Source organism: Glycomyces paridis (assembly GCF_004912155.1).
GTDB classification, from domain to species: Bacteria; Actinomycetota; Actinomycetes; order Mycobacteriales; family Micromonosporaceae; genus Glycomyces; species Glycomyces paridis.
In genome coordinates this window covers 70,939-97,322 of record NZ_STGX01000024.1, presented here as the reverse complement: position 1 = coordinate 97,322, position 26,384 = coordinate 70,939, and the positions used below count along the sequence as shown (strand labels likewise).

The 26,384-nt window shown below is 66.3% G+C and carries 24 protein-coding genes and 1 pseudogene; 12 read left to right on the top strand and 13 right to left on the bottom strand.

Annotated elements, in window-relative coordinates:
• Positions 1-63: 63 nt before the first annotated feature.
• The gene (locus E9998_RS24090; protein WP_136532296.1) at positions 64-1,365 is read left to right on the top strand and encodes a hypothetical protein; all 1,302 of its coding nucleotides are present in this window, start codon (positions 64-66) and stop codon (positions 1,363-1,365) included.
• 41 nt (positions 1,366-1,406) lie between these two features.
• Here the strand turns inward: E9998_RS24090 and E9998_RS24085 are convergent, their stop codons facing one another.
• The 5 genes from E9998_RS24085 to E9998_RS24065 all read right to left on the bottom strand — a co-directional run bounded on the left by E9998_RS24085 (position 1,407) and on the right by E9998_RS24065 (position 10,488).
• Positions 1,407-2,063 carry a hypothetical protein gene (locus tag E9998_RS24085; RefSeq protein ID WP_136532295.1) on the bottom strand — a complete coding sequence of 219 codons (657 nt, stop codon included), beginning with the start codon at positions 2,061-2,063 and terminating at the stop codon, positions 1,407-1,409.
• 120 nt (positions 2,064-2,183) lie between these two features.
• Positions 2,184-5,474 (bottom strand): type I restriction endonuclease subunit R, encoded by a 3,291-nt coding sequence (locus E9998_RS24080; protein ID WP_136532294.1) that lies wholly within the window; start codon positions 5,472-5,474, stop codon positions 2,184-2,186.
• The gene (locus E9998_RS24075) at positions 5,471-6,715 is read right to left on the bottom strand and encodes a restriction endonuclease subunit S (RefSeq protein WP_158299976.1); all 1,245 of its coding nucleotides are present in this window, start codon (positions 6,713-6,715) and stop codon (positions 5,471-5,473) included. Before E9998_RS24075 ends, E9998_RS24080 begins: the two co-directional genes overlap by 4 nt.
• Positions 6,708-8,345 carry a class I SAM-dependent DNA methyltransferase gene (locus tag E9998_RS24070; RefSeq protein ID WP_136532292.1) on the bottom strand — a complete coding sequence of 546 codons (1,638 nt, stop codon included), beginning with the start codon at positions 8,343-8,345 and terminating at the stop codon, positions 6,708-6,710. The genes E9998_RS24075 and E9998_RS24070 overlap by 8 nt, the downstream gene beginning before the upstream one ends.
• A 16-nt stretch (positions 8,346-8,361) precedes the next feature.
• Entirely contained in the window at positions 8,362-10,488 is a 2,127-nt protein-coding gene (locus E9998_RS24065) for an N-6 DNA methylase (protein WP_136532291.1), read from the bottom strand.
• 198 nt (positions 10,489-10,686) lie between these two features.
• Here E9998_RS24065 and E9998_RS24060 point away from each other — a divergent pair, with 198 nt between their 5' ends.
• Positions 10,687-11,487, top strand: coding sequence for a hypothetical protein (locus E9998_RS24060; RefSeq protein WP_136532290.1), 801 nt, complete (start codon positions 10,687-10,689; stop codon positions 11,485-11,487).
• 38 nt (positions 11,488-11,525) lie between these two features.
• Here E9998_RS24060 and E9998_RS24055 read toward each other — a convergent pair whose 3' ends face one another.
• On the bottom strand, positions 11,526-12,140 hold the full coding sequence (locus E9998_RS24055) for a hypothetical protein (protein WP_136532289.1): 615 nt from the start codon (positions 12,138-12,140) through the stop codon (positions 11,526-11,528).
• A 101-nt stretch (positions 12,141-12,241) separates the two neighbouring features.
• Between E9998_RS24055 and E9998_RS24050 the strand changes: the two genes are divergently transcribed.
• Entirely contained in the window at positions 12,242-12,430 is a 189-nt protein-coding gene (locus tag E9998_RS24050) for a hypothetical protein (protein WP_136532288.1), read from the top strand.
• 73 nt (positions 12,431-12,503) lie between these two features.
• Here E9998_RS24050 and E9998_RS24045 read toward each other — a convergent pair whose 3' ends face one another.
• The 3 genes from E9998_RS24045 to E9998_RS24035 form a co-directional block, all read right to left on the bottom strand.
• Positions 12,504-12,809 (bottom strand): hypothetical protein, encoded by a 306-nt coding sequence (locus E9998_RS24045; RefSeq protein ID WP_136532287.1) that lies wholly within the window; start codon positions 12,807-12,809, stop codon positions 12,504-12,506.
• 112 nt (positions 12,810-12,921) lie between these two features.
• Positions 12,922-14,175, bottom strand: a complete 1,254-nt coding sequence (locus E9998_RS24040) for an MFS transporter (protein WP_136532286.1) — start codon at positions 14,173-14,175, stop codon at positions 12,922-12,924.
• 9 nt (positions 14,176-14,184) lie between these two features.
• Positions 14,185-15,255 (bottom strand): flavin-containing monooxygenase, encoded by a 1,071-nt coding sequence (locus E9998_RS24035; protein WP_136532285.1) that lies wholly within the window; start codon positions 15,253-15,255, stop codon positions 14,185-14,187.
• 63 nt (positions 15,256-15,318) lie between these two features.
• On the opposite strand from E9998_RS24035, the gene E9998_RS24030 reads away from it, so the two are divergent.
• Positions 15,319-15,633, top strand: coding sequence for an ArsR/SmtB family transcription factor (locus E9998_RS24030; RefSeq protein WP_136532284.1), 315 nt, complete (start codon positions 15,319-15,321; stop codon positions 15,631-15,633).
• Here E9998_RS24030 and E9998_RS24025 read toward each other — a convergent pair.
• Positions 15,630-15,992, bottom strand: a complete 363-nt coding sequence (locus tag E9998_RS24025; RefSeq protein WP_136532283.1) for an ArsR/SmtB family transcription factor — start codon at positions 15,990-15,992, stop codon at positions 15,630-15,632. The two genes, E9998_RS24030 and E9998_RS24025, sit on opposite strands and share 4 nt — an antisense overlap.
• 114 nt (positions 15,993-16,106) lie before the next feature.
• Here E9998_RS24025 and E9998_RS24020 point away from each other — a divergent pair, with 114 nt between their 5' ends.
• Entirely contained in the window at positions 16,107-17,612 is a 1,506-nt protein-coding gene (locus E9998_RS24020) for an NAD(P)-binding protein (RefSeq protein ID WP_136532282.1), read from the top strand.
• A gap of 66 nt (positions 17,613-17,678) precedes the next feature.
• On the opposite strand, the gene E9998_RS24015 is transcribed toward E9998_RS24020, so the two are convergent.
• Positions 17,679-18,326 (bottom strand): arsenate reductase ArsC, encoded by a 648-nt coding sequence (locus tag E9998_RS24015; protein WP_136532281.1) that lies wholly within the window; start codon positions 18,324-18,326, stop codon positions 17,679-17,681.
• 220 nt (positions 18,327-18,546) lie between these two features.
• Here E9998_RS24015 and E9998_RS24010 point away from each other — a divergent pair, with 220 nt between their 5' ends.
• The 5 genes from E9998_RS24010 (at position 18,547) to E9998_RS23990 (ending at position 23,058) form a co-directional block, all read left to right on the top strand.
• Positions 18,547-18,918, top strand: coding sequence for an ArsR/SmtB family transcription factor (locus tag E9998_RS24010; RefSeq protein WP_136532280.1), 372 nt, complete (start codon positions 18,547-18,549; stop codon positions 18,916-18,918).
• On the top strand, positions 18,915-20,006 hold the full coding sequence (gene arsB / locus E9998_RS24005; RefSeq protein WP_136532279.1) for an ACR3 family arsenite efflux transporter: 1,092 nt from the start codon (positions 18,915-18,917) through the stop codon (positions 20,004-20,006). Before E9998_RS24010 ends, arsB begins: the two co-directional genes overlap by 4 nt.
• A gap of 41 nt (positions 20,007-20,047) precedes the next feature.
• Positions 20,048-20,449 carry an arsenate reductase ArsC gene (locus E9998_RS24000; RefSeq protein WP_136532278.1) on the top strand — a complete coding sequence of 134 codons (402 nt, stop codon included), beginning with the start codon at positions 20,048-20,050 and terminating at the stop codon, positions 20,447-20,449.
• Positions 20,450-20,556: 107 nt separating this feature from the next.
• On the top strand, positions 20,557-22,263 hold the full coding sequence (locus E9998_RS23995; RefSeq protein ID WP_136532277.1) for a hypothetical protein: 1,707 nt from the start codon (positions 20,557-20,559) through the stop codon (positions 22,261-22,263).
• Between the two features lie 45 nt (positions 22,264-22,308).
• Complete coding sequence (locus E9998_RS23990) at positions 22,309-23,058, top strand: hypothetical protein (protein ID WP_136532276.1); 750 nt, start codon at positions 22,309-22,311, stop codon at positions 23,056-23,058.
• 403 nt (positions 23,059-23,461) lie between these two features.
• Here E9998_RS23990 and E9998_RS23985 read toward each other — a convergent pair whose 3' ends face one another.
• Positions 23,462-24,637 carry an AlbA family DNA-binding domain-containing protein gene (locus E9998_RS23985; protein ID WP_136532275.1) on the bottom strand — a complete coding sequence of 392 codons (1,176 nt, stop codon included), beginning with the start codon at positions 24,635-24,637 and terminating at the stop codon, positions 23,462-23,464.
• Between the two features lie 142 nt (positions 24,638-24,779).
• On the opposite strand from E9998_RS23985, the gene E9998_RS23980 reads away from it, so the two are divergent.
• The gene (locus E9998_RS23980; protein ID WP_136532274.1) at positions 24,780-24,977 is read left to right on the top strand and encodes a hypothetical protein; all 198 of its coding nucleotides are present in this window, start codon (positions 24,780-24,782) and stop codon (positions 24,975-24,977) included.
• Between the two features lie 18 nt (positions 24,978-24,995).
• Here E9998_RS23980 and E9998_RS23975 read toward each other — a convergent pair whose 3' ends face one another.
• Entirely contained in the window at positions 24,996-25,304 is a 309-nt protein-coding gene (locus E9998_RS23975) for a hypothetical protein (RefSeq protein WP_136532273.1), read from the bottom strand.
• Between the two features lie 176 nt (positions 25,305-25,480).
• Between E9998_RS23975 and E9998_RS23970 the strand changes: the two are divergent.
• A pseudogene (locus tag E9998_RS23970) lies at positions 25,481-26,287 on the top strand (CPBP family glutamic-type intramembrane protease); the annotation flags it as partial.
• Positions 26,288-26,384: the final 97 nt, after the last annotated feature.

Below are 26,384 nucleotides of genomic sequence, written 5' to 3'. Positions count from 1 at the left end.
TGACCGGGTCCGAGACCGTCACGAGATATGGGCCAGAACCACTACAGACCGTAAAAATCAGTCATGAAGCCCACGTTGCCTGATCCGATCTTCCCGATGACCCACATACCGAATCAGTACTGGTACGAACAGGTGCGCTCCCGGGGCGAGTTCTGCCGCTTCATCCCCACAGGCTTCAGCTACAACGACCACGACTTCGCAGCCGCAACCGGCTACGTCCTCGCAGCGTCGGCCGGTTTGGCCCGAGCCCAGAATCCCACCGAAGTCGACCGGTGCCTGACGAACGCAATCGGCGAGGTCCAAACCGCGATCTGGCACCACCATGCCGACGAGCACGGGCGTCACTCCAGCGCACTCGACCTGAGCATGTTCCAAGCCTTCATGGCCGCGCTGACCCGAAGGGCCGCTCAAACCACATTGGACTCCTACAAGGCGGGACACCCGTCATGGCGTGACAGCTGGGCGTTGCTGCACGGCCTCACGGCCGTGCTTCCGCCCGGCCCGGCTGAGCGTGCTGAGAAGCTTCGCGAAGGACTCGTCACCGAACTCGGCGACGACGCGACCGGAGCCCTTCCTGCCTGGTGTGGAACGCCACCCACGCCCTGCGGCCAGATCAGATGGGCCCGGGACGGGTACGGCGGGCGGCTCGCACTGTTCATCGAGACTTCCGATCCAATCACCGGCCGGCAGGCGGTCTACCTCATCGACTTCGACGCCGCCTCAACTGGGACGCTCGTGCAAGCCGGAGAGCACCCTTCGCTCGCAGCAGCCACGGCGGCGTGGAAAGCGGCGCTACCCCACGCCGAGGGAGTCACCGAGCCCACGCCCGTGACCGACGGGAACCAGATCGCTTTCCTCGACTATGTCCACGACCCCGTCCACAGGACCGGACCCGAACAGGTCGAGGCGATCATGACGGAGTTCTGGCGGGCACAGCGACGCATGGCAGACGCGATCGCCTGGCTGGGCGTCGACGGCATCACCGGGCCCATCCGCCGCGACTTGACCGAGCCATGTGAAACCGGCGGCGACATCGCCGCCTTCGCGATCTGGCTCGACCACCACGGCGCTAGATACTCGCCCGAAGACATCGCCTGGTTCGTCGAGTTCTGGACCAGATACGCCACACCAGGCTCTCAACGCTGTGTCGCACCCGAGCGCGTCGAAGGACGCCGCAGCTCCGGTTTCTTCTGGGACCACACCGACGCTGTACTCGAACAAGTCCTCGCCATGCTGCCCCTCTGGACCCGCTACTGCGCAGAACGCGACAACCTGTTGGTCAGACTGACCACGAAGGCGATGGCAGCGCTGCCCGCGACCATCGATGACCTTGACATCCCTGAACACAAACGACGGCATTGCTGAGTGAGCCTCCTCCGTACCTGGGATTCGTGCTGCGCCCTGCGCTACTCGGCGTTCCTGTACGCCGTGAACGCGTTCGGATGGCCGTACGCCGCATCGACATCATCGGGGTCGACGGGGCTTTGAGGGGACCAGACCTGCCCCAGATGCCGCATCCAGAGCCCGTAGGTGCGCGTCATCGCCGAGGCGGTCCGATCGATCGCCGACAGGGCCTCCATGACCTGGCCTGCGCTTCCGGTGCTCGCCGCCCACGTGAGGTGCCCGCCCTGTCGCCAAAGGCAGGACAGCTGGAGTTCGAGGACGTGGTGGCACTGGTAGAGGCGGTCTCGACCGACCTCATCGGGGTCGAACAGTTCTTCGGTGATCTCATCGATCCCGATGAGCGGGAACTCCTTCTCGAGGTCGGCGAAGGTCAAGGTCGGGGCTTCTTCACATTTCGAGTCCACCGACCCAGTCCCGTCGCGCACAGCGACCAACTCGGCCCAGGCGATCGCTCGTGCGTGGAATTCGATCGTGGCGAGATCCTTGACCCGGTCGACACATGCACCTGCAGCGGTGAACTTCTGCTCGCTCAGGTAGTCGCCTAGGGTCCAGGTGTCGGATTCGGTGGCGGCCTCGAGCGCCCGCCTGACATCGTCTTCGGCGAACGCGATGGCCTCTTCCAGACGCACGGTCAGATCGGGTCCGTTCGGGGTGTTCATGAGGGTGTCCGTTCTCGGTGGGGTGCGACGCCCAGCGGGCGCAACGCGTGAATCGGGCAAATCGTCGATATTCTATGCGGTGCAACGCTCTTGCGCGGAGCTCCCGCAAGCGTCAGGTCCTCAGGCCGTGCTGCCGGTCGACCATTCGTCGGCGAAGTGCTCCATCTGGCGCAGCACCAGTTTGATCGCGTCTTCGGACTGCTCGGGCGGGTAGCCGTGTCGGGCGAGGAGGCGCTTGATGGTCGAACGGAGGTTGGCGCGGACGGGTTCCCGGGAGATCCAGTCCGGCTTGAGGTTCTTGCGGACTTGGACGACCAGATCGCGGGCGATGCCAGAGAGGACTTCGTCGCCCATGAGTTCTCGGGCGCTGCCGAGGTCGGCGACGGCGTCATAGAAGGCGAGTTCGTTGTTGTCCAGCGGTGGGGTGAATTGCTGGCCGCGGCGGGCGTCCTGGGCGATCTCCTTGGCCATTTCGACGAGTCCGGCGATGATCTCGGCGCTGGTGAGCTGCTGTCGCATGTACTTGGCCATGAGGTCTTGGAGGCGTTCGGAGAACGCCGTCTGGCGGACGACGTTGTGCCGGGTCTGCTCGCGCATCTTCTGCTCGACGAGCCGGCGAAGGGCCTCGGCGGCCAGGTGCGGGGTCTGGCTGTTCGCGAGGCGGTGGACGAGGGCGTCGTTGAGGTGGGTGAGGTCGGCTTTCTCAAGGCCCGCTTCGGAGAACAGGTCAGTGATGCCGCCGGTCTCGACGACCGCGGAGGTGAGGTGCTCCAGGTACCGGGCGACATCCCGGGCGACCGGCAGCCCCCGCGCCTCGCGGTTCATCGCGTCGAGCTTCGCCATGTAGGTGCGGACTTCGACCAGGAACTGAATGTCCCGCTTCCAGTGCGGCTGGTCGCCGAAGCGCGAAGCGATGTCGGCGGAGGACCCAGCGAGCGCGAAGAACCGCTCCAGTCGGTAGCCGTGCTCGCGGAACCGGCGGGTGAGGGTCTGGCCCGGCTCGTCGAGCTCGTCGGGGTTGTTGCCGGGGGTCTTGGGGTCGAGCAGGTAGTTGGCGGTGGTGTAGGCCGCTTCGAGGTACGCGCGGGGGCGCGGAGAAGCGAGGCGTTCGCGCCAGTTCCAGCCGTGGAGCATCCCGTCGAGGATGTCGTACTCGTTGCGCAGCTCGTCGAGGGCTCGGTCGATGTCCTGGCCGAGGGTGCGGTCGCCCTGGTCGGCCTCGGAGTATTCGAGGATGGCCTTCTGGAGGTTCTCGGTGAGCGGCGCGTAGCCGACGAGCAGACCGTCCTCCTTGCGACGGTGACGGCGGTTGACGCGAGCGAGGGCCTGCATGAGCCCGGCGCCCTGCATTGGACGGTCGAGGTACATGGTGTGGATCGGCGGTGCGTCGAACCCGGTCAGCAGCATGTTGTTGACGATGAGGAGCTGGAGTTTGTCGTTGGTGTCCTTGGCGCGGTTGATGACCTTCTTACGCATCGAGTCGCGCAGGGTGTGGGGTTTGAAGTGGTCGGGGTCCTTGCGGGAGTCGGTGGAGAACACGATCTTCATCGCGCCTTTGAGCGGGTCGTCGTCGTGCCATTCGGGGCGCAGTTCGCGGAGGGCGTCGTAGACGCGGACGCAGATCTCGCGGGTGGCGCAGACGATCATGGCTTTGCCGGGGGCACCGTGCGGGTCGTCGTCCTCGTCGGCGACGAACGGCAGCATCGCCTCGCGTCGGGCCTCCCAGTGGTCGACGAGGTCGCTGGTGAGGTCCCGGATGCGGGCGGGCGCGCCGTACATGGCGTTCATGGTGGCCACGGCCTGCTCGACGCGGCGGCGCTCGGTGTCGTCCAGGCCGTCGGTGATCCGGTCGGCCTCGGCATCGATGGTCGCAGGGTCGACGCCGGCTTCGAGGACGAGTTCGACGATGCGGCTCTCGTGGTAGACCTTCACCGTCGCGCCGTCGTCGGCGGCGCGTTTGAGGTCGTAGACGTCGATGTAGTCGCCGAAGACCTCGCGGGTGTTGCGGTCGGCGAACGAGATCGGAGTGCCGGTGAAGGCGAGGAGCGTGGCGTGCGGGAGGGCGTCGCGCAGGTGCCGGGCGTAGCCGTCGAGGTGGTCGTAGTGGCTGCGGTGGGCCTCGTCGACCACGACGACGATGTTGCGCCGCTCCGAAAGCAGCGGGTGGTCGGCCCCGGACTCCTTCTCGTCCTTGGTGCGCCCGAACTTCTGGAGCGTGGTGAACAGGATCCCGCCGGTGCGACGGGCGGCCAGCTCCTCGCGCAGCTCGGCACGCGAGCCGACCTGCATCGGCTCCTCAGGGAGGACCGACGACTCCTTGAAAGTCTGGACGAGCTGGTCGTCCAGGTCGGTGCGGTCGGTGATGACTACGACCGTCGGGTTGTGCAGGGCGAGGTCGCGCATGACGAGGTTCGTCGTCAGCACCATCTCCTCGGACTTGCCCGAGCCCTGGGTGTGCCACACGACCCCGGCCTTGCCGTCGCTCGCGGCAGCCCGGCGGACGGCGTCGGCGGCGCGCGTGACGGCGAAGTACTGGTGCGCCTTCGCGATCCGCTTCATGCGCTTGGCGGGCACGAAGTTGATGAACGACTTGACGAGGGACAGGAACCGGCCTTGGGTGAACAGCCCGTGCAGGGCAAGGTCCTGCCCGGTCGAGACCCGGCCTTCCTTGTCGACGGTGAGCGAGTCGAGCGCTTCCTGACGGGCGCCGAAATCGTCGACGTTCCACGGAGCGAAGTGCTCGTAGGGGGTGAACGCGGTCCCGTACTTGGCGGTGATCCCGTCGGCGAGGAGCACTATCGCGTTGTAGCGGAACGCGGTCGGGAACTCGGCGGCGTAATGCTGGATCTGGGTGTGCGCGGCCGCGAGCGTCGCATCAGGGTCGCCGGCGCGCTTGAGCTCGACGACCGCGAGCGGCAGACCGTTGACGTAAAGGACGAGGTCGAACCGTCGGTTGGTCTCGCCCCGAATCACGGTGACCTGACGGACGGCCCTGTAGGTGTTCGCATCAGGGTCGTCGAGGTCGACGATTCGGATCGTGGGCGTGTGCTCGGCCCCGAGGGAGTCGGTGTAGGTGACGGAGCGGACGCCGGATGTGAGGAAGGCGTGAGCAGTCCGGTTCTCCTCATAGGCGTCCTGTGAAGCCGGGGTCGAGGCGATGGCGACGGCCTCACGGGCGGCTTCAGGCGGGAGGGCGGGGTTCAACCGCGCGACGGCCTCGTGCAGGTCAGAGTACAGGATCAGGTCATCCCACGCCTTGCGGTGACCCGAGCCGGGAGTGAACTCCGTACCGACACCCGGCTGCCAGGGGAGCTCGGCGAGCTCTTCGAGGGCCATGTCCTCAGCATCACTCTCGTACAGATGAAACCCGGAGTCGTCGAAGGGGGCGGGGATGGTGGAGGGAGTGGTCATGTCGCATCCTCTACAAGTTTCTCGGCATCCTTGACCCGGAGCCGACCGGACATGAGTTGAGGGAGAAGGGTGTCACGTAGTTCCGCGACCGCCCGACTCTCGGCAACGGCCTGTGCGGCTCTGTCATGAAGCGGCTCTGCAAAATTTGCGAACTCTGCGATGATTTCTGCACTTGGGAGCCGAATCGGCATTGCTTTGAAGTTCTTCCGGCTTAGTTCGAGGAACGTGGAGCCATTCGCTAGACTGGTCATTTCATCCAGTCGCGATCGCATTTCATGCAGCAACCACCAGCGCATATGCTCGTTTGGCGGTAGAACCACAATGAATCCCTGATTAACCGCCGCAGGAATTTGCGGCAGTGCGAAAGCTCCGATCGTGGCGCGCGAGGTCATGAAGATGGACCTTGCTGGATAGAGCTGTGAGGCACAGTTCTCCAGGCCAGATGAAGTAATACTTCTGCTGGTCTGGAACAGATACGGGGCCGAGAGCGCAGTCACATCGGTCGGTGTTGTCCACGCGAACTCGCCTCCCCAGAACTCCTCAACTGTCGTCCGAGGAGTTCCTCCTCCCGCAACTGTTGCGACGGAGCCGAAGGTCTCAGGCCCGAACTTGGTATCCCGCGCTGCAACATCGAACTTGATGTCCGCTAGCTCGAGCGAGATGGTCGCGATACGCTCGTTGACGGCAATCTTGTCGTCCAACGCCAGCATCAGATTTGAAATTGCATCTCTGTCTCGGTCGGGCGGAATAACGATCGGTATTTCACGAACATCGCGAAGATTTAGCGTTGCCTGAACTGTGGTGTTTAGGCGGGTGCGAATAAACTGTTGAACAGGTTCCGAGGAAAGGCAAAGCTTGACCCAATTACTGGAAACCCTGGGCGTCAATCGCAACACTGCGATGGCGCGCACTGTATTCCAGCCAGCAAGTTCAGGTGGAACAACGGCAACTCTACCTACTGATCCAACTAGTGAGAGTAGCACCTCCCCTCCCCGAAAACGAGCTCCAGCGTGCTTTTGTTCAACCGAGGCGGCGACCCGGAATACTTCGCTATTTAGAATGCGACCATCTCGCATATCCTTCACGCGCACGACGGGAATACCATCAGGGTCATGTTCACCTGGATACATCACGCCGATTGCCAGACCTTTAGGTTGCAACAGCTCACGCAGAGGCGAAAGATTCCATCCTAGTGGTAGGTTTTCACCTTGAAGAAGAACAGATTCATAAAGTTCAGACATCGATTCTCCCAAGCTGCATGCGGATCGACTTTGACTGCAGGTCGGACTTGTCGAAGAGCTCATAGAGCTCTTCCGTCAGCCGAGCGATCTTCTCCACCACCGCTTCGGCACTCTCCTCTTCGGCTTCGGCCGCTCCGACGTAGCGGCCAGGCGTGAGCACGTATCCGTGTCCCTGCACGGTCTTCAGGTCGGCGCTGGCGCAGAACCCGGGTACATCCTCGTAGGCGTCTCCGGTGTCCTTGGCGCTGTCCGTACCGCGCCAGGCGTGGTAGGTCCCGGCGATCTTCGCGAGGTCGGCGTCGGTGAGGATGCGCTCAGTGCGGTCGGCCATTTCACCCATGTCGCGGGCGTCGATGAAGAGAATCTGTCCTCTGCGATCGGCGGCCGGGGTCTTCTGTCCTTTCACACCACCCGGACCTTTGTCCTTGGCCAGGAACCACAGGCAAGCGGGGATCTGCGTGGTGCGGAACAGTTGCGAAGGCATGGCGACCATGCAGGCCACCAGGTCCGCGTCCACCAGCGCCTGCCGGATCTCGCCTTCGCCGCTCTGCTGGCTGCTCATCGAGCCGTTCGCGAGGACCACCCCGGCCGTGCCGCGCTCACCGAGCTTGCTGATCATGTGCTGGAGCCACGCATAGTTGGCGTTGCCCTTGGGCGGGGTGCCGTACTTCCACCTGGGGTCGCCCTCACTCCTCGCCCAGTCCTTGATGTTGAAGGGCGGGTTGGCCATGACGTAGTCGGCCTTGAGGTCGGGGTGCTTGTCGTCGGCGAAGGTGTCGCCCCAGCGGGGGGCGAGGTTCCCGTCGATGCCGTGGATGGCGAGGTTCATCTTCGCGAGGCGCCAGGTGCGCTCGTTGAGTTCCTGCCCGTACACGGAGATGTCGGCCTTGTGGCTGCGTCCCCTGTGGGCCTCGATGAACTTCGCGGCCTGGACGAACATGCCGCCCGACCCGCACGCCGGGTCATAGACCCGCCCCTCGTACGGCTCCAGCACCTCCACGAGCAGCCGGACCACACTGCTCGGCGTGTAGAACTCGCCGCCTCTCTTGCCTTCAGCGCGGGCGAAGTTGCCGAGGAAGTACTCGTAGACCTCGCCGAGGACGTCCTGTGCGGGCTTGTCCTCGTTGCCGCCGAAGCGCGCGTCCGTAATCAGGTCGACGAGTTCGGCCAGGCGCTTCTGGTCGACGTTGTCCTTGTTGAAGATCTTGGGGAGGACGCCGGTGAGCGCCGGGTTGGCCTTCATGATCTCGTCCATGGCCCGGTCGAGGGTCTCCCCGATGTCGCCGCTCTTGGCGTTCGCGGCGATCCAGGGCCAGCGGGCGGTCTCAGGGACCCAAAAGACGTGGTGACCGGTGTACTCGTCCTGGTCTTCGAGGAATGCCGCAAGACGGTCGTCGGCGATGCCTTCTGCGGCGAGTTCTTTCGCGAGCTGTTCGCGCCGTTCGGCGAAGGCGTCGGAGACGTACTTGAGGAAGATCAGGCCGAGGACGAACTCCTTGTACTGGGCGGCGTCCATGGAGCCGCGGAGCTTGTCGGCGGCCTTCCACAGGATCGCCTGGATCTCCTTGGCCGAGGAGACGGTGAACAGCGCGTTCTGGTCGTCTGCAGGTTGTTTCTTGCGCGGGGGCATTGGCTCGGTTGCTCCTTCAGGTTCGGCGTTGCGGTGCGGTCGGGTCGGGCGGGATGGCGAGGGTGCCGTCGATGAGGCCGGCGGCGGTGAGTCGGGTCAGGTCTTCAAGGATGGCGGTCTGCTCGCGCAGGGCCGCAGTGCGACGCGCGATCCGGGCGAGCAGGGCCTCGTAGCGTTCGGTCTCTTCGGGGTCGAGGTCGGGGATGACGAAGTCGTCGATGCGTCGCGGCGCTCGGACGGCGCCGGCCGTGCGCGGGTGCTCGGAGGCAGCTGCCTGTAGGAGCGCGGCGAGCACGCGGGGGCGGAGCGGTCGGGGCGCTTCGGGTCGGACGCGCAGCACCCGTGCCGGGTAGGCCACGATCGACAGGCCCTCCTCGTCGACGATGGCACCGAAGCGCGGGTTCGCGGTGACGACGATGTCGCCCGGTTCGGTGAAGATGGCGTGTTCGTATGCGGTGAACAGGATCTCGCGGTCGATGCGGCGGGATCCGATCGGGAGGGCGCCGGTGACTTCGTCGGGACCGAGCACGGGATAGCGGCCTTTGCCGGTGACGTGTTCGGGGGCGATGCGGTGCCCGGGAAGGCGGCGCAAACGATGCGTTTTGAGCAGGTGGCCGACGGTGGTGCGGCGGACCGGTCGGCCCTCGGGGCGCAGCGCGGCGTGCGTGCGCAAGCCAGGTTCGTTCTGGCTGCGAGCCTGCTCGGCCAGGCTCTCGAGCCGGACCTCCAGTTCGCTGATGCGGGCGGGGCGTTCGGCCACGGCGCTGGAGTAGCGGCTCGTCTCGGAGCGGTGGCGCGGGGAGAACGCGGCCCCGGCGAGGCCTGCGAGGACGGACGCGGGGAGGGCGGCGCCCTGGCGGGGTTCGTGGCGGGGGTCGGTGTCCCAGCCGGCGCCGCGCCAGATCGCGAGGTCGTCCGCGAGGTCGTCGAGCACGGGTGCAGTAAGCGGCTGCGCGGACAGGTCGATGAGGAGGATCTTGCCGCGCCGCTGTTCGCGCGGGGTGCGGGCGAGCACCCAGATCGCGGTGCGGTACCCGGGCCTGTAAGGAAGGGCCCCTTCGGGAAGCTCGACCACAGCTTTGAGGAGACCCTCGGTGAGGAACGAGCGGCGCAGCAGGTCCGCCTGGCCGTGCAACGACAGCGCGTCGACCAGCGCGGCAGCAGGGCCGAGGACGACCCCCGAGCAGCCGTCAGCGAGCAGGTCGGTGATCGCCTGGACGCGTTCGAGTGCGGTGTGCGGGTCGCGGGTCTCGGCGGCCTCATAGGGCAGGGCGCACACAATGACGTCCGGGTCGCCGAGCGCGTCGACCGCGAGATCTTCCGCCTCGGCGATGTGTAGCTGGAACTCGAACACGCCGCGCACGAGCATGCGGCGGCGGGTGAGCCGTGCCAGGACAGGATCGGGGTCGGCGGCGAGGAATGCACGGCCGCCGTCGGGATCGGCCTCGTCGGCAAGCGCGGCGAGGAGATCCCCGGCGCGGACGTCGGGGACAGCGATCACCGCTCCCGCATCGAGCCCGGGGGTATCCGCAACGCGGGCAAGGACTTTGGCTAGTGCGGGGGCGGGCGAGTCGGCGGCCAGCTCGTGCGCGCCGAGGCGGCGGCGGGCGGCCATGACCCACTCGAACGCTTCGGCCGCGTTGTAGGCGGCGTCGGTCAGCTCGTCGGCCAGCGCCGCGAGCGCGGGGCCGAGCCGGAAAGGGACGGCCCGAAGTTCGGCGAGGAGGAACCTGTCGTCGGTGTCGAGGTCGGCGGCGCGGTCGAGGACCGCCTGCCACGTCCGGTCGGCGGTCGGCCGGTCGAGCTGCTGGCGGAGGCAGATGAGCGCGGTGAGCGCGCCGACCAGTTCTGTCGGCGGCATGGCGGTGCGCCAGGCGTCGAGGGTGTGGAGTGTCAGCTCCGCGCGGAGGTCGGCGGGGTCGGTGTTGCCCCGGCCGGTGTCCAGGAGCCAGTCGGCCACTTCGCGGCCGTCGAACAGTGCTCGGCCGCTCTCGTGGGCGACCGGTGCGGGGAAGTCGGGGTGCCGCCGGGCCCAGTTGGTGACGACAGGGCGCTTGACCCCGGCCAGTGTCGCGACCTCGCCGGAGGTGATGCGCCAGGCCGCGTCGGGGAGGAGAGGTGCGGGCTTGTCGGGGGTGCTCACGTCGCTCCTCCTTCCATCGGGCGGTCCCGGTCGCGGGTCTGCGCCGGGGCGAACGCGCTCGACTCTACTCTTCCAGGAAGATCTGTAAACTCGCGGAGTCTGGTAACGGGGGTTATCAGTCTATAATGATGAACTTGGTCTTGGATTCGGTCATGGTGGCGTCGTCAATGCAACGCACCAACCGAAAGGCGACACCCCATGACCCACTACCCCGCGCAGCCGCAGCCGCAGATCTCGCTGCCGCAGGCCCCGGCCCGCAAGAAGCCCTGGTACCTGCGTTGGTGGTCTTTCACTATCGCGGCCGTGCTCGTCCTGTCCTGCTTCGGCTCGATCCTGGGCGGCGGCGACGAGGACGCCCCGGCGGGCGGGGCCGACGACACTGCCACCACCACGGCCAGCGCCGACGAGCCCGCCGAAGCGGCGGAGGAGCCCGCGGAGGAAGCGGAGACCGACTACTTCGCCGACGCCTACCCGGTCTTCGACGCGGTCACCGAGTCCGGCTCCGGCGCGAGCGTGATCACGCTCCCCGCCATCCAGGGCATCCTCACCGCCTCGCACTCGGGGTCGTCGAACTTCATCCTCACCGTCCTGGACGAGAACAACGCGATGACCGAGCTGCCGGTCAACACCATCGGCTCCTATAAGGGCACCACCGCGTTCGGACTCCAAGGGCTCGGCGGCGACGCCGCTTCGCTCCAGATCGAAGCCGACGGCGACTGGGAAATCACCATCGCACCCGTCGCCGACGTGCCCGAGCTCGCCGTTCCGCAGGAAGGCGACGGCGACGGCGTCTACCGGTACACCGGTGACGCCGCCACATGGCAGCTCTCCCACGACGGCGACGCCAACTTCATCGTCTCCTACGTCAGCGACGACATCCTCGGCTGGAGCCTTCTCGCCAACGAGATCGGCACCTACGAGGGCACCGTGCCGGTCACCGCCGGCCCTGGCCTCGTCGTCGTCAACGCCGACGGTGAATGGACCCTCGCCGAAGCCTAACCGCGCGCCGGTGCGGTCCCCGACGACCGCACCGGCCATCAATCGAGCAATGCATCCGGCGTCTTTGCCCGGGCAAGGATGACCAAAGCCTTCAGTAGGTCCTCGAGATTCAAATGCCTCTTGAGGATGTCGGCAGTCTCCTTGACGAGTTCCCCCCGGAATAGACGATCCGCCTCGTCACTGCGGTCATAGATGAAGAAGCCGCGATGACGCTGACCGGAAATCGGATCGATGATCCAAGAGTTCCCCTCAGACACATCTTCCATGTAGGTCTCGAGCCGAACCCGACTGCCGAGTCTCGGAGCTATGTCGTTGTACAGGGCCACGTTGAGCCTCATGGCCGCGTGAAGCATTGCGTCGGACTCGGCGCTCACCTGTGATGGGGATTCAGGGTTGCGGGCCCGTGCGACGAGCCTGCTTCTTCCCGCGAATGACACCTTCGCGGTCTCCACCAGCCCCTCTTGGACGAGCCTGTGTATCGCACGGTTCGCAGACTGACGCTGAGAGCGGGTTGCCTCAACCGCGGTGTCCTCGACCATGACTTCGATCCCGAGCCGACTAGCGAGCACCCACATGTGTGGCCCGTGCTCCTCGGCAATGGCTTCGAGCTGATTGAGGATCCGTGCTTGGGCAGCCCCATGTCCGCGACTCATGCCTCGATTCTATGTGATGTTTGGATCGGGAGAATGTCCCGGACTGGTCAATAACGACACCGCGAAACCTCTCATAGATCCGATCTGGCACCGTGTCCTGCATGGAGAAAATCGCACTGCTCGCGATCGGCGGGCTCGTCCTGGTGTCGGTGGTGGCGCTGGCGCTGATGTCGTCGGGGATGCGGGAACGGAAAATGTCCGCTAGGAGATCCAGGGCAGAGGTGGCATGGACAGTGGTCGGTGCGCTGGCTGGCGTGGGATCGCTGGCAGCCGCACTCTGGCACTGGTGACCACCGGCGCATCCGAGTGACGAAACTACCGGCCCCGATCCTCTCGGTACGTGAGAATCGGGGCCACTTGAACTCAAACTCGTGCGACGTACTTGCGGGCGCCGGCCTCGCGGAGGATGGTCTTGACGCTGGAAAGTCCGATGGCGTACCGCGTGGCGAGGTCCCTCTGGAGGGCCCCGACGAGATAGTCTTCGATGAGTCGTTGGCGGTCCTTCGGGGCCAGCCGTTTGCGGAGCGGGCGGGATTCCGTCCGCACTGGAGATTTCAGGCGTTTACTGCGTTCCTGGCTTTTCGTGTCGGGTTTCGCATGGTTCGACAGGTCGGATCGCAACGCTTTGACCAGCGAAAACGTGTGCGGATAAGCGTTCAGTACCTCCACAAACGGACATACAGGACATGAGTGATCATCGCATAGATGATCCCTATTTCTCTGTCCTTCAGGTCAGAAACAGGACATCAGTCGAGTCGGCGATCAGTGCACTACCGTCGCCTCAACTGTGTCGATTCCCCAAGGGCCCCTTCGCCATTCGTTCCACCAGGATGATGGCCGCTGCCAGAGCGATAACGGCGGCGAGGAGAGTGAACATCTGCGGGGTGCCGCCGGTCCAGGCGGTGAGGTGGGCTCCTGCCCAGGGACTGAGGGCGATGGCGACGGTGGCCGGGGCGGAGAGGATGCCGTGGAGGGTGCCGTAGCCGTTGGGGCCCCAGCGGTCGGTGATGGCGGTGGCGTCGAGCAGGGTGAAGGCGCCGCGGGCGGCGCCGAGGAGGATGACGGTGGCGAAGACCAGGCCGAGAGGCCCTGCGATGAGGGCGGTGGCGAGGGTGGTCGCGGCGCCGATGGCGAGGATGGCGACCGCGCGCACGGTCGGGCCAGTGCGGATCGCGATGGGCGCGTAGGCGATGCGGCCGAGGAGCTGGCCCGCGCCGCAGATGCCCAGGACCCATGCGGCGGTGGCGGTGTCCGTGCCGCGTCCGGTCATGAGCGGGACGAGGTAGAGGTTCGAAGTGCTCATCGCGAACGCGGCCAGGGCGATCGCTGCGGCCAGGGCGATGAACGTCGGTGAGGTGATGATCTGGCGGCGGTTCAACGCTGGCGCGGTCCCGTTGCCGCTCGTTTCGGTCGGGGTCTGGGGCCATGGCGGGTTGAGGGCGATGGCGTGGGCGGGGATGGTGAGGACGGCGAGGATCGCGGCGAGCACGAGATAGACGCCGCGCCAGTCGAAGTGCTCGGCGAGGTAGGCGGTGAAAGGGGCGTAGACGGTGCTGGCCAGGCCTCCGGCAAGCGTGAGGACGGTCAGCGCTTTGACGCGCTCGGGGCCGTACCAGGTGGTGATGGCGGCGAACGCGGGCTTGTAGAGGACGGCGGCCTGGGCGATGCCGGCGAGGATCCATGCGGCGGTGAACGTCCACAGGTTCGGTGCGGTCGCGACGCCGACGAGCGCGACCGCGGCGAGTGCGGAGCCTGCGGTCATCACGAGGCGGGGGCCCCGGCGGTCCAGGACGTGCCCGACGGCGATCCCGGCGAGGGCGGAGGCGGCGAGCCCGGCGGAGAAGGCGCCCATGACCGCGGCAGTCGACCAGCCGGTGTCAGCGGTGAGGTCGCCGAGCAGGACCGGGAGGGCGTAGAAGAGCACGCCCCAGCTGGTGATCTGGGTGGCGCACAGGGCGATGAGGACTCGTCGGGGGACGGGTGCGTGAATGTCTGCTCGTGTCGGCGCTTCGGGTTCCGGGGCACGGGTGGGCATTGGTCAGGTTTATCCGATTTCTTTGCGGGAGTTCAACACCAGCGCTGCCAGAGGACGAGCTACACGGGAGGCATCGCGGCCGACGCCGCGGATGCTGGCCGAGGAGAGGCTGCGTTGCCATTCGAGACCGACGAACGCCAGGCCTGCTCGGTCGGTGGCGAGGCCGCTCCGATGGCGGGGATGTCCGTGTTCATCGAGCGCGTTGAGTTCGGTGAGGTAGGAGAGGGCGGGACGGTAGCCGGTGGCGAGGATGAGGGCATCGATGCGCTCGCTGGTGCCGTCGCTCCAGTGCACCTGGTCGGCTTCCAGCGAGGTGAACATGGGCCGGTGGTCGGGTCGCCCAGCGGCGATGGAGGTCCGGTAGCGGCCGGTGTCCAGTACCGGGACGGTCGGCGGGTGGGTCAGGAGCCTCCCGATCGGAGCGGCGTCGAGCCCGGTGACGGTGTACCAGAAATGGAGGTCCCTCCCGAGCGGCCGTTGGGGTGCGAAGCGGAGTTTCCCGCGGGTGGTGACGGTGACGCGGGCGATTTCGGCGAGTTTGGCGGCGATCTGGACGGCGGAGTTGCCGCCGCCGACGACCAGAACCCGCTGCCCTGCGAAAGGCTCGGGCCGATAGTAGTCGGCGGCATGCAGGACCGTTCCGGTGAATTCTTCGATACCGGGCAGGGCGGGCCGGTAGGGGTTGGTGAAGCCGCCGGTCGCGGCGACGATGGTGCGGGCGTGGAGCGCTCGGCCATCGGCGAGATGGGCGGTGAAGATCCCGTCGTGGTGCTCGATCGTTCGGACGTGGTGGCCGGTGCGGATGTCGGCGTCGAGCTCCTTGGCGTACGCGGCGAGGTAGTCGATGACTTCGTCGCGGTGGGGGTAGCGGTCAGGGTCCCCGGGGAAGGGCTTCCCGGGAAGGGCGGAATAGCGGGCGGGGGAGAACAGCGTCAGCGATTCGTAGTACTTCGGCCAAGCACCGGTCGGGGCGTCGCCGGCTTCGAGGACGACTGGGTCAACCCCCAGCTTGCGGAGGGCGTGGGCGGTGGCGAGGCCGGATTGGCCGGCGCCGATGACGAGGGTGTCGATGAGGTCCATCAGCGCATCATATCGTCATTACACGATTTCACGAAATGACGATATGAGTTTAGGATGGGACTCATGGCGACTGCGACCACCGACCCGGCCCCGCCCGTTCCCGACGAGACCACGGCGCGGTTCTTGAAGGCGCTCGCGTCCGGGGCCCGCCAGCAGGTGATGGTGCTGTTCGCCGGTGGCTCGGAGTTGAGCGTCGGCGAAGTCGCCGAGCGACTGGCGATCGGCCAGTCCACCGCCTCGCAGCAACTCGCGCAGCTCAAGGACGGCGGGCTGCTCACCAGCCGCCGCGAAGCAAAGGTGGTGTACTACCGCGCCGACAAGGAGCGGATCGGGGCCGCGCTCGACCGCCTCCGCGCCTTCCTGGACGGCTGCTGTTAGCAGCAGCCGTTGTGCTCGACCGGGTTCGAGAGTCCGGCGAGGGCGCGCAGGGGGGCGGAGAAGGCGTCGCAGCACAGGGAGTAGACATTGCTGCGGCCCTTGGGGACCACGCTGACCAGGCCGAGTTCGCGCAGGGGCGCGAGGTGGTGGGAGACGAGGGTCTGCGCCAGGCCGGTGGCCTCGGTGAGCTCCCTGACCGTGCGCGAGTGCTCGGACAGCAGCAGCACGATGGCGAGCCGGTTCTCGTCGGCGAGGGCCTTGAACTGGGGTGCGAGGTCCTTCGCGTGCTCGAGCAGTGACGCGTCCGAGTGCTCGGCGGCGCTCACGTCGATCAGGGTGAGTTCGATCGTGCGGCTCATGAGTCAAGTAAACCACAGAACTTGCTATCAACAGCAATCACTGGTATTAATTATTGAAGCTGATGTGATCGCGGTCGGCGCGGTCACCATGAGCCGAGATTCCAGGAGTCCGCCATGTCGAACCCCACCACCCGCCAGGTGTCCACCGTCGCTGTGATCGGCGCAGGGCCGGTCGGCCTGGCCGCCGCCGCGCACCTGGTCGAGCGCGGCCTGACCCCGATCGTCCTCGAAGCCGGCGAAGGCCCGGCCGACGCGATCAGCCAGTGGGGGCACGTGCGGCTGTTCTCCCCGTGGCGCTTCGACATCGACAGCGCCGCAAGGCGCCTGCTCGAAGCCCAGGGCTGGACCGCCCCCGACCCGGACGGCCTGCCCACCGGCAATGAGCTCATCGACGCCTACCTCGCCCCGCTCGCCAAGACCCCCGAACTCGCCCCGCACCTGCGCTACGGCACCCGCGTCGTCGCCGTCTCCCGCGTCGGGGTCGACAAGACCCGCACCATCGACCGCGAAGGCCGCCCCTACCTCGTCCGCACCCGCACCACGGCGGGAGAGTGGGCGGACCTGATCGTCGACGCGGTCATCGACGCCTCCGGCACCTGGACCCAGCGCAACCCCCTCGGCGCCCACGGCCTCGCCGCACCCGGCGAAGACCACGCGGCTGTCTGGGCCGCCGGACCGCTGCCGGACGTCCTCGGTATCGAGCGCGAACGGTTCGCGGGCAAGCGGACCCTCGTGGTCGGCATGGGCCACTCGGCCGCGAACACGCTGCTGAACCTCGCGACCCTCAAGGAAGCCGAGCCGGAGACCACGGTGGTCTGGGCGATCCGGGGCCAGAGTCCGGCGCGCCTGTACGGCGGCGGCTCGGCGGACGCCCTCCCCGCGCGCGGCACCATCGGCACCCGCCTCCGCGAGCTGGTCGAATCGGGCGCGATCGAACTGGTCACCGGATTCACCATCGACCGCTTCGAAGGCCGCGACAACGGCGCGGTCGCAGTCGTCGGGAACATCGGCGGCGCCCGGCACGTCATCGAGACCGACCACGTCGCCGCCGCGACCGGCTTCCGGCCCGACCTCGACATGCTCCGCGAGGTCCGGCTCGAGATCGACGCCACCGTGGAGGCCCCGGCTAAGCTCGCCCCGCTCATCGACCCGAACTTCCACTCCTGCGGCACCGTACCGCCGCACGGCGAGGCCGATCTCGCCCAGCCCGACGAGGGCTTCTACCTCGTCGGCATGAAGTCCTACGGCCGCGCGCCCACGTTCCTGCTCGCCACCGGCTACGAGCAGGTCCGCTCCATCGCCGCCGCGCTGGCCGGCGACCGCGAGGCCGCCGACAAGGTCGAGCTCGACCTGCCCGAGACCGGCGTGTGCTCCTCCAGCAGGTCCCTCGAAGCCACCAGCATCGCCGACGCCGCCGAGGCCTCCGGCTGCTGCGGCTCCACGGCCGCCGAGACCGCCGACTCCGGTTGCGGAACGAGCGCCGACAGCGGGTCCGGTTGCGGCACCGACCAGCCCGAGCCGGTCGCGGTCGGCGCCCGCGGTCTCGCCACCGGTGTCCTGCACGGCTACTCCGGTGAGCGGATCGACCTCAAACAGACCGGCGGCAGCTGCTGCGGCTAGACAACAAGAGCGGTAAACCAACAGGGCCGAGGCGCAACAGCGCCTCGGCCCTCCCTGCTCTGGTACTCAGGCTTGTTCGAGCAGTTCGCTCAGCAGCTCCTGGACTCGGGCGTCGATGTCGTCGCGGATGCGCCGGGCGGCCTCGAGGTCTTTCCCGGCGGGGTCATCGAGCTCCCAGTTGAGGTACCGCTTCCCCGGGTAGATCGGGCAGGCGTCACCGCAGCCCATCGTGATGACCACGTCCGAGGCGCGCACAACCTCGTCGGTGAGCGGCTTCGGGAACTCCTTCGAGACGTCCAGGTCGAGTTCGGCGAGCGCTGCGACCACTGCGGGGTTGACGCTGTCGACCGGGGCCGATCCGGCCGAGCGCACCACGACGCGCCCGGCACCGTGGTGGTCGAGCAGGGCGGCGGCCATCTGGGAGCGGCCGGCGTTATGGACGCACACGAACAAGACCTCCGGCTTGCCGGACGCGGCCTCGCTGTTCGCGGTGATCGTCGCCTGCAGCCGCTCGGCGGCGAACCGCTCGGCCAGGACATACAAGTGGGTGTGGACGCGGGCGGTCGCGGCCAGCACGATGTAGGAATCGTCCAGGCACTCACGCACGGTCTCGGGCGAGAAGGTTGCGGCGAACCGGGCAGCCAGGCGGTTGGCAGAGGTGTCCAGCAGCGTCGCCACTGCAGGCGGGATGGTGAACTCGCCGGTGTCGGCCATGAGGGGTCCCTTCGATCCAGGCCATCATTGACTTGATGGATATCTAATTAGGTAGAGATCGAATCGGACATCGAGGTGAACGTTCGCAGGCGTCTGGACGTACGCCGGGCGAACCCCTGGCGTCGGCGTCCTGATCGGCGCCCGAGTCGGCAGGATCTGGGGCCTGCGGTGGCGACTTGTCCGATTGGCAGGCTGCTTAGATACCGGTCAAGATAAACGCATGTCGAAGCAACTTGTGGGACCGCTGACCCCTGTCGGGATGGACGACTGTCGCGTCCCCCTCGTCAACGAGCCGCTCAACGCCGGCCAGGCCGAACGGCTCGCACCCTCCTTCAAGGCACTGGGCGATCCGATCCGGTTGCGGCTCCTTTCGCTGATCGCCTCGCACCAGGGCGGCGAGGCGTGCGTGTGCGATCTGACCGACGGGTTCGACGTCTCCGCGCCGACCATCTCCCACCACCTCAAAGTCCTCCGCGAGATCGGCCTGGTCACCTCCGAACGGCGCGGCACCTGGGTCTACTACCGCGCCGAGCAGTCGGCCCTGGACCTGCTCTCCACCGTCCTCTCGGTCCCGCAAGGAGTAAACGTATGACCGCGACCGCGGCCACCGAGAACACCACCGCCATGGGCGGTCGTCTCTCGACCCTCGACAAGTACCTCCCGGTCTGGATCGGCGCCGCCATGCTCGCCGGGATCGCCCTCGGCCAATGGGTCCCGGCGGTCGGCAAGGCGCTCAACGCGGTCCAGATCGGCGGCATCAGCCTCCCGATCGCGGCCGGACTGCTCATCATGATGTACCCGGTCCTCGCCAAGGTCCGCTACGACAAGCTCGACTCCGTGACCGCCGACAAGCGGCTCCTCGTTTCCTCCATCGTCCTGAACTGGTTGATCGGCCCGGCATTGATGTTCGCCCTGGCGTGGATCTTTCTGCCCGATCTCCCCGCGTTCCGGACCGGGTTGATCATCGTCGGCCTCGCCCGCTGCATTGCCATGGTCATCATTTGGAACGACCTCGCCTGCGGTGACCGGGAAGCCGCCGCCGTCCTCGTCGCGCTGAACTCGGTGTTCCAGGTCATCGCCTTCGGCGGCCTCGGCTGGCTCTACCTTGATGCTTTGCCCAGGTGGCTGGGGCTGGACTCCACCGGCCTCGAGGTGTCGGGCTGGGAGATCGCCCTCAATGTGGCCGTGTTCCTCGGCGTGCCGCTCGCCGCGGGCTACCTGACCCGCCGGATCGGCGAGCGCCGCAAGGGCCGCGACTGGTACGAGGAGCGCTTCCTGCCGAAGATCGGGCCGTTCGCCCTCTACGGCCTGCTGTTCACCATCGTGGTCCTCTTCGCCCTCCAAGGCGAGGCGATCCTCAGTCAGCCGACGGACGTCGTCCGGATCGCGCTGCCACTGCTGGTGTACTTCGCGATCATGTGGGCCGGGTCCTTCGTCTTCGGCAAGGCCGTCGGCCTGAACTACGAACGGACCACGACGCTCGCGTTCACCGCCGCGGGCAACAACTTCGAACTCGCCATCGCCGTCGCCATCGCGACCTTCGGCGCCGCCTCCGGCCAGGCCCTGGCCGGGGTGGTGGGCCCGCTCATCGAGGTCCCGGTGCTCGTGGGCCTGGTCTACGTGAGCCTGTGGGCCCGCCGGTTCTTCCGCGCCCCCGAACTGCAAGAAGCCCGATCATGACCACCGAACCAGCAAGCCCCGCACAGCAAAGGAATACCGCCATGTCCGCGAAGCCGTCCGTCCTCTTCGTCTGCGTCCACAACGCCGGCCGCTCCCAAATGGCCGCCGGGTGGCTCACCCACCTCGCGGGCGACCGCGTCGAGGTCCGCTCCGCCGGATCCGCCCCTGCCGACCAGGTCAACCCGGCCGCCGTCGAAGCGATGAAGGAGGTCGGCATCGACATCACCGACCAGAAGCCGAAGATTCTCACGTTCGACGCGGTCGAGGCCTCCGACGTGTGCATCACCATGGGCTGCGGCGACGTCTGCCCGGTGTTCCCCGGGAAGCGCTACCTCGACTGGAAACTCGACGACCCGGCCGGGCAGGGCGTCGAAGCGGTGCGCCCGATCCGCGACGAGATCAAGACCCGCATCGAGGCCCTTCTCAAGGAGCTGCTTCCCTAGGACACCCCAGATCAGCAACGAGGGGCGCCTGCTTGACGACCTCATCGACGCCGAACCCAAACGCCTGCTGCGACTGCGATGTCAGAGGCTGCAGGTACGGTGAGTCGATGAGCATGCCGGTCATCCGCGGGTACCTTGAGCGGCCCGATGGCACTACCTTGGCGGAGTTGTGGGGGAAGCCGTCTTCGGTTCTTCCTGAACTGTGGCCGCAGCACGAACTGCAGCAGATGACGAGCGTGCCGACCGGCTGGATCACGGTGGAGGAGCGCTTCACTACCGAAGAGGGTAGGGGCGGCCGCGGTTGCGTGCTGATCGAGCGTGCCGCGGGAGAAGACGTGTTGAAGCAATTCCGTTGGATCGGAGGCGATCTCGGTGATGTGTCGATCTTCGATGAGCGCGGGTTCGAGGACGGTTTGACCGCTGCCAATGCGGGAGTGGTGAGCGAGTTCTTCGTTCAGGTGCGCAATCCCAGCGGTGCGGCGCAGCGATTTGTTGAGGTGACGTACCCGTTTCTTTGGTATTGGGATGCTTTCCCGACGGCGAACGGCTGGAAGTACCTCAACGAGGCCGGTCGAGCGCAAGACCTCATCAGATGGGAAATCGAGGAGAAGTCCTGGAAGGTCGAGGTGCGGGCGCTGGAGCTACGTCAGTACCTTGCAGCCTGCAGCCGTACTGCCGTCCTCCAGGTCGACTACCTGACCAAGCTCGAGCATCACCCGTTCGATCGTGTCGACGACGAGTTCGTGAATGCCTGGGCCCATGTCGGTTTCCACGCGCTTCACCAGGCGGCGTCCGGACGCCGCCCGGCCCTCTCGCGAGTTTGGGGGCAATACTTGGTGGCGGGCCAACGAACCTCGCGTGTACCACGGTTCGAAGAACGCCCTGAAGACAAGGACTACCCGGACTTCATCTACGGCGTCGACCCCGCAACCGGCGAGATGCTGCGCTATACCTGCGATCCGGACCAGCTAGGCACCTATTTCGATCAAGATGAGTCCCGGCCCCACTACCTCACCGCGGTGTGTTTCCGGCGGGAAGTGCTGCAGCCCTATGCGTTGGAGCCGACCAAGTACCGGATGGACGCGACAAGTCTAGGTTGCCTCAACCTGTGGAGCCTGTCGATATCGACAAACACTGCAGGCCAGATCGAGGTTTACCTTGGTGACCTCGGTCGCGACCTCCCTTCCGATGAGTGGGGCCACTGGAAGTCGCACAATGTCGCTCCCGAAGGCGTCATTGAGGGAGGTCGCTTCCGCCGCGACTTCCTCGGTCAGTGGACGAGCAGCCATGACCCGGTGGGTGACCTGCGCCGTGCTCGCGAGCGAGCATCAGAGGTTTCCGCGAAGATCCTGGGGCGGCCGCTGTGGCGAGGGCTCGACAGTACGTTGAAGGCCGAGTTCAGCTCGCTGATCGGCCCGCTCTCCGATGACAACGTCTCGTTGGGCCAACCCGTCCTAGTGCTCACCCGAGCGCTGGTCGATGCGATCGATTCCAAAGCGCTGAAATCGATCGTAGTCGCTGAAAAGGACGAGAAGTCGCTCCAACTCCTCAGGAAGTTCGTGACCGTGCTCGGGGCCGACGAGGACCCGACCGAGATCCTCCGCGCACTGCAGAGGTACCGGTCGAAGAGCGGCATCGCACATTTCGTCGGCTCCGACCAAGCCAGGGCCGCAGCAGACCTGGAAATAGCTGACCTGACTCCATTTGACGCGTTCGCCTCGATCGTCTCGCGCCTGACCGAATCGCTGGATGCCCTCACCGTGCTGATGGAGCTCTACATCGAACGCGACGGTTCGGTGAACGCCGACAACTGAACGACAGCAGCGGTACTTGCCACTCCAGCCATCCGAGAGGTCCCGATGAACATCCCAGTCGACCAAGAGGACGAGGATCCGCAAGGCCGCTCGCTGGCTGAACGGTGGGCGAAGCCCGCACACGTGCTGCCCGAGCTGTGGCCGCAACATGCCCTGCAGCAGATCACGGGTGCACCTACTGGATGGCTGACCGTGGCCGAGAGCTTTTACTCTGCGGAGTGGGATGCTGGCCGCAGATGCATCCTCATCCATCCAGGCTCCGAGGCGGCGGCTTTGGAGGAGACCGACTGGATCGGCAAAAACCTCGGAGAAGTGGCCATCTACGACAAGCACGGCTTTGAGGACGGACTGACCTCGTCCGACCGCGACGTCATGAGTGAATTCTTCATCCACGTGCGCAAACCACCAGGGGCGCTGCTGCCATTTGCGGAGATTGCGCATCCGTTCCTGTGGCACTGGAACGCCTACCCTGCTGAGAACGGCTGGAAGTACCTTGAGGCCTCCGATCACGAGCGCGACCTCGTTCGATGGGAGATGACCGAGAAAGCTTGGAAGGTCGAAGTCCAGGCGTCGGAGCTACGCCAGTATCTCGCCGTCCGCGGTCGCACCGCGCTCGTCCAAGTCGACTACGTAACCAGGATCGATCATGATCCGGTTGAGCGCATCGATATCGAGTTCGCGAGCGGCTGGGCGCATCTGCGCTTCCATTCACGGCATGAGCCGATGCTCGTCGATCGCCCGCTTCTCTCACGGCTCTGGGGTCAGTATCTTGTTGCAGAACAGCAGGACTCATAGGCTTTGCCGGAGTACCCGGAAATCGAGGGAACCAAGCTACTGCAGTCGCGGCCGCAAGTAGGTAACCTCAAGGGAGAGACGGGTGCTGCCTTGGACCCGATTCCCGATGTCTCCGTTGAGACGGCTGGTGCCTTCCGGCCGTGTCCGCATGAACTCAATCATCAGGCTCACCAGCTACGTTCTCGTCGCCTCGGTCCTGTTGCTTGCGGCGTACTTCATGTTGGGAGGTGGCGCCATGATCGGCAATATCGCTGTGCAGGTGTTCGTTTCTCTGTGCGGACCGGTCGGGAGTCGGGTCTGAGGCAGCAACCTCGCAGTACCGCTCGGGGCCCGATGCCGCGGTAGGAGTTCGCCGCGGCCGGATGTGTCCACGAAATGCAAGCACTCGTCTCATGGACTGGCTTCAGCTATCGAGCAGGTTGGTGAACTTTCGGGTGAGGCTGTTCGGGTCCTCGAGTGCGCCATCGCGGTCGGCTTGCAGCTCGGCGCGCATGTCGGGTAGTTCTGGGGCTGGGTAGACGGGTGTCTGGAGCAAGCCCCGTGCCTCCTCAACGGTGGCCGTCCACCACCTCAAGGTCCCCTTTGCCTGTGCTTTCCGGTCGGTGAGCACATCCTCCCAGAGGCCGACCTCCCAGGTGTTGCGTGTCGCTTCAAGCGAGATCTCAGCCGAAAGCACCTCATGCACCACCCGGGCAAGGCGTTCCGCTCCGGCCGAGGACCGTGTCCAGGTGTCGGCGGTGAACTCCCACCACACTTCTCGCCGGACCTGCGCCACACGCAGGACCAAGGACTCAAGCGAATCCTCATGGAGCTCATCGACGACTTCTTGCAGATCGCTGACCATCCGTTCGACCTTCGTCACCCCATACTCCACCATGTCGGCAGCAGACCCTGCATTCATGGCAGCGGCCTCGGCATCCTCGGCGGCGGACACGGCTTGACGCGCGGTGGCTGCCAATTCCTCCAGCGGGGCGCCAACCCTGCGTTCGATCGCGTCGGAGATCTGGTCGACCTGTGTTCCTACAGCGCCGACGGCCTCGCGCAGTTCAACCGAGGTGTGGCGGAACCTGGCAGCGAAGGTGCCGGCTTCGCGGTCGAGATACACCTGGAGCAGCTCTTCATCGGCCATGGGGCGCGTGGAGCGGCCCATGCGCGTTTGTCGCCGTCCTTGCCCGTCGAAGTGCGGTGGCATGGTGGGCCGTACCTCGACCCGCAGGAACGGTAGGTCCTCCTCGACCGCCTCCTCGACGATGAACAGGTCCACCGGGATCGGGTAGGTGGTACTTGCGACGTCCTGGAGCCTCGCGACCGACTTCTCGAGCCCTTTTGGCAATCCGCGCACGATGCCGTATGTCAATCCGGTCGCTGGGTTGGTCACTTCGTCCACGCCGACAAGCAGATGGGCGACTTCACGGGAGGGTTCAAGCGCCACCCAGTTCGCCAGAGTTGCCAACGTCTTTGATTCGACCGCGTTGGCATCACGCTTGAACTCAAATCGCCCTGACTCGCCCGCGGCGAGCAGCGCTTTCGCATCGGAACTCGTGTGTTGAAAGCGCGTGGGACGCGCGACCCCATCCATCCAACGGTTGTAGCAGGGAGGTACGACAGCACCCGAGCGTCATGCTTCGCCGCGACGTGTCGCAGCCCGATAGGCGCGAATTGCGGCGATACATTCAGGTCCAGGAATGCCCCTCGCTCGATCCACGAGAATGGGGAAGCGCATGCCGAGGAAGCAGTATCGAGTCCGGATTACCGGCGACCAGCGGGAGCACATCGATCCTCACCAGATCGCGCAGATCCTGCTCGATCTGCTTGGACCGGCACAGGTGGAGGCCCTCGCCGCTCAGGCCGAGCGGCCAGACCGTACGGGCGACTCAAGAGTCTGGCAGGAAGAGGGCGGCGAGCGCCCACGGTGGTGAGCGCCCGCCGCCGGTCATCTAGATCCGTGCCGAGTACTTCTTCGCGCCAGCTTCTCGAAGCACGTTCTTCACGCTCGACAGACCGATCGAGTACCGCGTGGCGAGATCCTTTTGAAGGGCCCCGGCGAGGTAGTCTTCGATGAGTCGTTGGCGGTCCTTCGGGGCCAGCCGTTTGCGAAGCGGACGCGGTGCCGTCCGCACAGGAGTTTTCAGGCCTGAACTACGTTCCTGGCTTTTCGTGTCGGGTTTCGCATGGTTCGACAGGTCGGAACGCAACGCTTTGACCTGCGGGAATGAGTGCGGATAAGCGTTCAGTACCTCCACCATCGCAGGGCCGGTCTTCCGAGAGGGAGACCGGCCCTTTTCGCTGCCGCGCCTTCGGGTCGTCCCCCGTGCGAGCTACGCGCAAGTGCCCACTTTTCGGTGACGACTGCGAGCACCGGGCTCCGTAACGTTCCATGCAGCCGGGGCACCCCCGCCGCGGCATCGGACAAGGAGCCCTCATGAGACTGGTATGGCAGTTTCTCGCCGTCGCGGCGGTCGCCTACCTCGGCGGCCTCGCCACCCGGACCTTCGACGCGAGCCCGTGGATCACGCTCGTCATCGGCACGCTCACCGCGGTGCTCGCCGTGCTCGCGTACCGGTGGGTCGTGGGCAGGACTGAACGGCGCGCCGTCGCCGAAGTCGCCGCCAAGGGCGCCTTCGCCAAGACCGCGCTCGGCACGCTGATCGGCGTCGCCCTCTTCGCAGCCGTCATCGCGAACATCGCCCTCCTCGGGTATTACGAGGTCGACGGCCTCGGCGACCCGACCGGCGCCGTCGGCCTCCTCGGATTCATGGCCGCCGCCGCCGTCACCGAGGAACTCATGTTCCGCGGCATCCTCTTCCGCATCACCGAGCAGCGCACCGGCACCTGGATCGCCCTGGCCCTCACCGGCCTGCTCTTCGGCGGCGCCCACCTCCTCAACCCCAACGCCACCTTGTGGGGCGCCGTCGCCATCGCCGTCGAGGCCGGCGGCATGCTCGGCGCCGCCTACATCGCCACCCGCAACCTGTGGCTCCCCATCGGACTCCACTTCGGATGGAACATCGCCGGCTCCGCCCTCTTCAGCACCGAAGTCTCCGGCGCCGGCACCCCCCAAGGCGTCCTCGACGCCGCGATGGAAGGCCCCAGCGCGATCACCGGAGGCGGATTCGGCCCCGAAGGCAGCGTCTACTCGGTCGTCTTCGGCGCCGTGATGACCCTCGTGTTCCTCTGGATCGCCAAACGACGCGGCCGCCTCGTGCCCCTCCCGCGCCGCGCCGACCGCCCCGCCAAGGGCGACCGCAAGACCCGCGTCCACTGGGTCGACCCTGCCGACCGTCCCCGCATTGCACCCGATGCCAACGGCCCCAACGACACCACTC

What these genes read in the sequence shown, in the direction of transcription:
- E9998_RS24090 (WP_136532296.1), top strand. Translation starts at nt 64, where the DNA reads ATGAAGCCCACGTTGCCTGATCCGATCTTCCCGATGACCCACATACCG.
- E9998_RS24085 (WP_136532295.1), bottom strand. Translation starts at nt 2,063, where the DNA reads ATGAACACCCCGAACGGACCCGATCTGACCGTGCGTCTGGAAGAGGCC.
- E9998_RS24080 (WP_136532294.1), bottom strand. Translation starts at nt 5,474, where the DNA reads ATGACCACTCCCTCCACCATCCCCGCCCCCTTCGACGACTCCGGGTTT.
- E9998_RS24075 (WP_158299976.1), bottom strand. Translation starts at nt 6,715, where the DNA reads ATGTCTGAACTTTATGAATCTGTTCTTCTTCAAGGTGAAAACCTACCA.
- E9998_RS24070 (WP_136532292.1), bottom strand. Translation starts at nt 8,345, where the DNA reads ATGCCCCCGCGCAAGAAACAACCTGCAGACGACCAGAACGCGCTGTTC.
- E9998_RS24060 (WP_136532290.1), top strand. Translation starts at nt 10,687, where the DNA reads ATGACCCACTACCCCGCGCAGCCGCAGCCGCAGATCTCGCTGCCGCAG.
- E9998_RS24055 (WP_136532289.1), bottom strand. Translation starts at nt 12,140, where the DNA reads ATGAGTCGCGGACATGGGGCTGCCCAAGCACGGATCCTCAATCAGCTC.
- E9998_RS24050 (WP_136532288.1), top strand. Translation starts at nt 12,242, where the DNA reads ATGGAGAAAATCGCACTGCTCGCGATCGGCGGGCTCGTCCTGGTGTCG.
- E9998_RS24040 (WP_136532286.1), bottom strand. Translation starts at nt 14,175, where the DNA reads ATGCCCACCCGTGCCCCGGAACCCGAAGCGCCGACACGAGCAGACATT.
- E9998_RS24035 (WP_136532285.1), bottom strand. Translation starts at nt 15,255, where the DNA reads ATGGACCTCATCGACACCCTCGTCATCGGCGCCGGCCAATCCGGCCTC.
- E9998_RS24030 (WP_136532284.1), top strand. Translation starts at nt 15,319, where the DNA reads ATGGCGACTGCGACCACCGACCCGGCCCCGCCCGTTCCCGACGAGACC.
- E9998_RS24025 (WP_136532283.1), bottom strand. Translation starts at nt 15,992, where the DNA reads ATGAGCCGCACGATCGAACTCACCCTGATCGACGTGAGCGCCGCCGAG.
- E9998_RS24020 (WP_136532282.1), top strand. Translation starts at nt 16,107, where the DNA reads ATGTCGAACCCCACCACCCGCCAGGTGTCCACCGTCGCTGTGATCGGC.
- E9998_RS24015 (WP_136532281.1), bottom strand. Translation starts at nt 18,326, where the DNA reads ATGGCCGACACCGGCGAGTTCACCATCCCGCCTGCAGTGGCGACGCTG.
- E9998_RS24010 (WP_136532280.1), top strand. Translation starts at nt 18,547, where the DNA reads ATGTCGAAGCAACTTGTGGGACCGCTGACCCCTGTCGGGATGGACGAC.
- arsB (WP_136532279.1), top strand. Translation starts at nt 18,915, where the DNA reads ATGACCGCGACCGCGGCCACCGAGAACACCACCGCCATGGGCGGTCGT.
- E9998_RS24000 (WP_136532278.1), top strand. Translation starts at nt 20,048, where the DNA reads ATGTCCGCGAAGCCGTCCGTCCTCTTCGTCTGCGTCCACAACGCCGGC.
- E9998_RS23995 (WP_136532277.1), top strand. Translation starts at nt 20,557, where the DNA reads ATGAGCATGCCGGTCATCCGCGGGTACCTTGAGCGGCCCGATGGCACT.
- E9998_RS23990 (WP_136532276.1), top strand. Translation starts at nt 22,309, where the DNA reads ATGAACATCCCAGTCGACCAAGAGGACGAGGATCCGCAAGGCCGCTCG.
- E9998_RS23985 (WP_136532275.1), bottom strand. Translation starts at nt 24,637, where the DNA reads ATGGATGGGGTCGCGCGTCCCACGCGCTTTCAACACACGAGTTCCGAT.
- E9998_RS23980 (WP_136532274.1), top strand. Translation starts at nt 24,780, where the DNA reads ATGCCGAGGAAGCAGTATCGAGTCCGGATTACCGGCGACCAGCGGGAG.
- E9998_RS23975 (WP_136532273.1), bottom strand. Translation starts at nt 25,304, where the DNA reads ATGGTGGAGGTACTGAACGCTTATCCGCACTCATTCCCGCAGGTCAAA.